The 4,113-nt window shown below is 64.7% G+C and carries 3 protein-coding genes; 2 read left to right on the top strand and 1 reads right to left on the bottom strand.

What is annotated here, in order from left to right:
* The coding region (locus ACTHNR_RS10405) for a flagellar biosynthetic protein FliR (RefSeq protein ID WP_440547518.1) at positions 1 to 507 on the top strand (507 nt) is incomplete at its 5' end.
* Positions 504 to 1,598: an EscU/YscU/HrcU family type III secretion system export apparatus switch protein gene (locus ACTHNR_RS10400; protein ID WP_440547517.1), complete on the top strand. Its 1,095-nt coding sequence runs from the start codon at positions 504 to 506 to the stop codon at positions 1,596 to 1,598. The genes ACTHNR_RS10405 and ACTHNR_RS10400, both read left to right, overlap by 4 nt.
* A gap of 48 nt (positions 1,599 to 1,646) precedes the next feature.
* On the opposite strand, the gene ACTHNR_RS10395 is transcribed toward ACTHNR_RS10400, so the two are convergent.
* Positions 1,647 to 3,701 carry an FHIPEP family type III secretion protein gene (locus ACTHNR_RS10395; RefSeq protein ID WP_440547516.1) on the bottom strand — a complete coding sequence of 685 codons (2,055 nt, stop codon included), beginning with the start codon at positions 3,699 to 3,701 and terminating at the stop codon, positions 1,647 to 1,649.
* Between the last annotated feature and the right edge of the window lie 412 nt (positions 3,702 to 4,113).

Below are 4,113 nucleotides of genomic sequence, written 5' to 3'. Positions count from 1 at the left end.
GACGCCTCCCTCCTTGGCGCAATGTTCCAGCAGGCGCTCATCGTCTTTCTCATGTATTCGGGCGGGCTGCACGCTTTGCTCGAGATCGTTTGGTCAAGCTACGCCGTATGGCCCGTACTCGATGCGCCGACGCCGCAGGGCGTGAAAGCATGGCCGGCCGTCAGCGCGCTGCTCACCGCCACGATGCGCTTCGCGCTGACCCTCGCCTTTCCCTATTTGCTCGCCCTCGGCGCGATCGAGGCGTGCTTCGCCTTGCTTTCTCGCATCAATGCGAGGTTTACTGCCTACGTCGCGGCATTGCCGTTCAAGAGCGTAGCGTTGCTGCTGCTCGTCGCATTGACGCTGCCTCGTCTGCTCGGAGCCGCCGCCGACAACGCCGGCGCGCGCGCCGCCGATCTCCGCCAACTCATGCGCGAAACGGCTCCGGCCGCACCATCGCCCTGCTCGGCGCGCAGCGCGCATCAGCCGATCCAGGACGACCGAAGCCAACCGTGCATTGACCGATGACCGATAAACCACTGCCCCCTACCGATAAGCGCCTGCGCGACGCCCGGGCCGAAGGCAACGTCGCACGCAGCGACGTTTTTTCCGGGCTGGCCGTCGCGGCATTGACGAGCGAGGCGGCGTTCGCCTGCATCGATACGGGCGTCGAGCGTTGGCTAGCACTGCAACACGCGGTGCTCGCACAATTGACCTCGGCCGATCGATTCGGCGCTTGCATACGCCTCATCGAACACGCTTTAACTTTTGTTGCGGCCCTGTCAGGGTTCGTCGCCGCAGCCGCCGTCCTCGCGTCCATCGTTGCAGCCTGGGCGCTGGGCGGCTTGTCGTTCGCGCCGAGAGCGCTCAAACCGTCGCTGAAACGCTTGAACGCCGTCCGACACGTGAAAGGATTCTTTAGCGTCAAAAATTTCGCGGCCATCGCACTGGCTATATCGACGGCCGGCATAGTCGCCGCCGTCGCCGCCTGGCGTTGGCGAGACGAGTTCCCCGCGGTTGGCGTCATGATCGACCGGCAGTCGCTCGCCTTCGACGGACACGCATCGGTTGCGCGATTGCATGCGTTCGTCCGCACAGTGCTTGCGGGGTTGATCGTGCCCGCGGTCGTCTCGGCGCTCATCGCTAAGGTGCAGCATCGCCGCGCGCTGCGCATGTCGCATCGCGACCTCAAGGACGAAGTGAAGCAGACGAACGGCGATCCGGCCATGCGCGCGCATCAACGCGCATCGTTTGGCGAATCCCTGGCCGTTCAGCGCGTACACCGCTCAGGTGGCCGAAAAGCACTCATCACGAATCCGGAACACGTCAGCGTGCTCCTGCACTATGGGGGCGACGAAACGCACGCTCCGATCGTCGTCGGCAAGGCGCTCGATGACGAAGCGCTACGGATGACGAACGGCGCATTGACAGAGCACGTGGTCGTTTTCCGTTTCCGCCGGCTCGCGCGTCATCTTTACCGCCACGCGTCATTACACGGCCCGATTCCGCCGGACTGCTATCGGGCAGTCGCAATCGTGTATCGGATCGTCGAAGAGATGGAAGCGTTGGACGAACGCCCCAACGTGCCGATCGAAATCGACGACATCGCGTTCGGCTAGCCGTTCGTCAGGCTGTCGTGTCTAGCGCGAATGTCGCCGCGCCGGATCTCAGCTGGTCCCCTCCACGCCCTCGGCAAGCGCGATGTTGCCGAGCACATTCACCCTCTGCGTTGGAACGAGTTCGGCGTACGACACAACGTGCGTCTCGAAGAATTCACCGGCGAGCAACTGCCGCAACGGCCGCCGCAACGCTTGAGTCGTCAGCAAGACAGGGGAGGCAGTTCGACTTGCCGTCGCCATGCCCTGCGCACGAATGCGTTCGATGAACCGTTGTGTCGCATCGTGATCTATCGCCAATACCGGCCCAACCGGCGTTTGCTGCAACGCCTCGCCCAGCCGTTCTTCGAGTTCACGGTCCAGCAGCCACACCTGGAGCACGCCATCGCACGCGAACTCCTGGCAAATCTGCGCCCCCAACGCGGTGCGCACTCGTTCGGTCAGTGGCACGGCGTCCTTCTCCTTCGGCGCCCAAGCGACGAGTGTCTCGGCAATCTCACGCACGTTGCGCAACGCCACGCGTTCGACGACGAGCAGCTTCATGACCTCGGCAAAGCGCGAGAGCGTCAGCGCCTGCGAGAGTTCCTTCGCAACGGCCGGCATCTCGCGCTGCAGCCAATTGAATACAAGTTGCGCCTCCTGCATGCCGACGAACTGTCCAGCGTGCCGGTGCAGCAACCGCCGCAGCAGCTCGGCAAAATCGCCCATCGCATCCGAGCCCGGGCCTAGGGCGACCTCGGCTTGAAAGGCGCCTGCCGCAACCACCACCTCATGAATCGCGATCTCGTACGCGTACGGCTCCAACCGCTTGACACGGTCGATTTCGATGACCGGCACCGTCACGCCGTAACGCAAGACGAGCTCGTTTCGCACGCGCCGAATCGTGCGCTCGAGCGTAGCCGTTCGCCCCGCAAGCTCCGACGCCTCGCCGGTATCGCCATCCGGCGCGCGCGACGAAAGCGAAACGACGATGGGTCGCATCGGCACGATCTGCCGCACGTCGGCGTCATCGGGTACGGCGTCGAGCGACGGTATCTGTGGACCCGCCTGCGAGCGCGCTTGGTCGCGCCTGTCGCGCCGCATGCGTGCAATCCCGATGCCGAGCATGGCGCCGCCGAGCAGAACGAACACGACCCAGGGCATACCCGGCGCCGCTGCGAAGATGACCATCACGCAGGCCGCCATCAGCCAAGCCGCGGGCGCACCGCTCAGCTGCCGAGCGATCTGCTCGCCGACAGTCGAACCCTTTCCGGTCGATTCGCCGCCGCGCGTGATCAGCACTGCTGCCGCGATCGCGATCAAGAGCGCGGGGATCTGAGCGACCAGCGCGTTGCCGATCGTGAGGATCGAATAGCGCGAGAGGGCCTCCTCGAACGTCAGCCCGTGCTGCGCGACACCGATGGCCATACCCGCCGTCAGATTCACGAAAACGATGATGAGCCCGGCGATCGCATCGCCTTTCACGAAACGCATCGCACCATCCATCGCGCCATGCATGCGACTCTCGCGGGCGAGGTCCGCTCGCAGCAATTGCGCCGTTTCAGGCCGAGTGAAGCCGGCCCGCAGATCCGCGTCGATCGCCATCTGTCGCCCCGGCATGGCGTCGAGCGTAAATCGCGCCGCGACCTCCGCCACGCGTTCCGCGCCCTTCGTCACGACGAGAAACTGGACGATCGCGATGATCGCGAACACGATCAGGCCGACCGCCATGTTCTCTCCGGTCACGAAGCGGCCGAAGGTATCGACGATCTCCCCGGCATCGGCGTGCAGCAGGATCGAGCGGCTCGTACTGACTTCGATGCCGAGGCGAAACAACGTCGTCAACAGCAGTACGACCGGAAAACTCGAAAACGAAACGGCGCTTGGCAGGTAGAGCGCGAGCGCGATCAGCAGCACCGCCGCAGCGAGGTTCACGCCAATGAGCGCGTCGATGACGAGCGACGGCAGCGGCAAGACCATCATCGCCGTCACGACCGCAATCAGGGTCGCGGCAACGGCATCGCCACGCACAGCGATTCGCCAGAGCCCATCCAAAACACGCCGAGCCGGCCACGCGGCCGCGCGCAGCGACGACCAACAGGTCGTCAGCGAAGAGATGCGGAACATGGAAACCGTCAAGAACGAGGGGATCGGTTCAGTAACAGGGGGGCCACGCCAGTTCCAACGAATACGATGCCCAGGGGCCAGCGAGCATCGCGCATCGAGCCTCGCTGATGTCTGCCGAACCGCCAGGCGGGCGCGCCTGCGCGCACCCATCGCACCGCGGCGGTCACGCAGCGGTCCACCGCGATGCGCGGGCGCTCCTCGCGCCCACTTTCATTTTGGTACAGCCGGGGCTCGAGGATTTCCGATGCGCTTGTCGCTTCGTTGGTCGCGGGCTCCTCCCGAAATTTCTCAGACTGCGTGACGGCGCGCGCGGAAGGACCGACGCCTGTGCGCTAACTCAGCACCATGTACTGGTCTTCCGTTGCGGCGCTGCGCATCGCCGAGGTTTGTTGAGCTAGCAGCCGGGCTTGCG

The sequence above is a fragment of the Trinickia sp. genome (assembly GCF_051954495.1).
Taxonomy (GTDB): domain Bacteria; phylum Pseudomonadota; class Gammaproteobacteria; order Burkholderiales; family Burkholderiaceae; genus Trinickia.
Note: the sequence above shows the minus strand (reverse complement) of the source record. Positions and strands in the feature narration are given on the sequence as shown.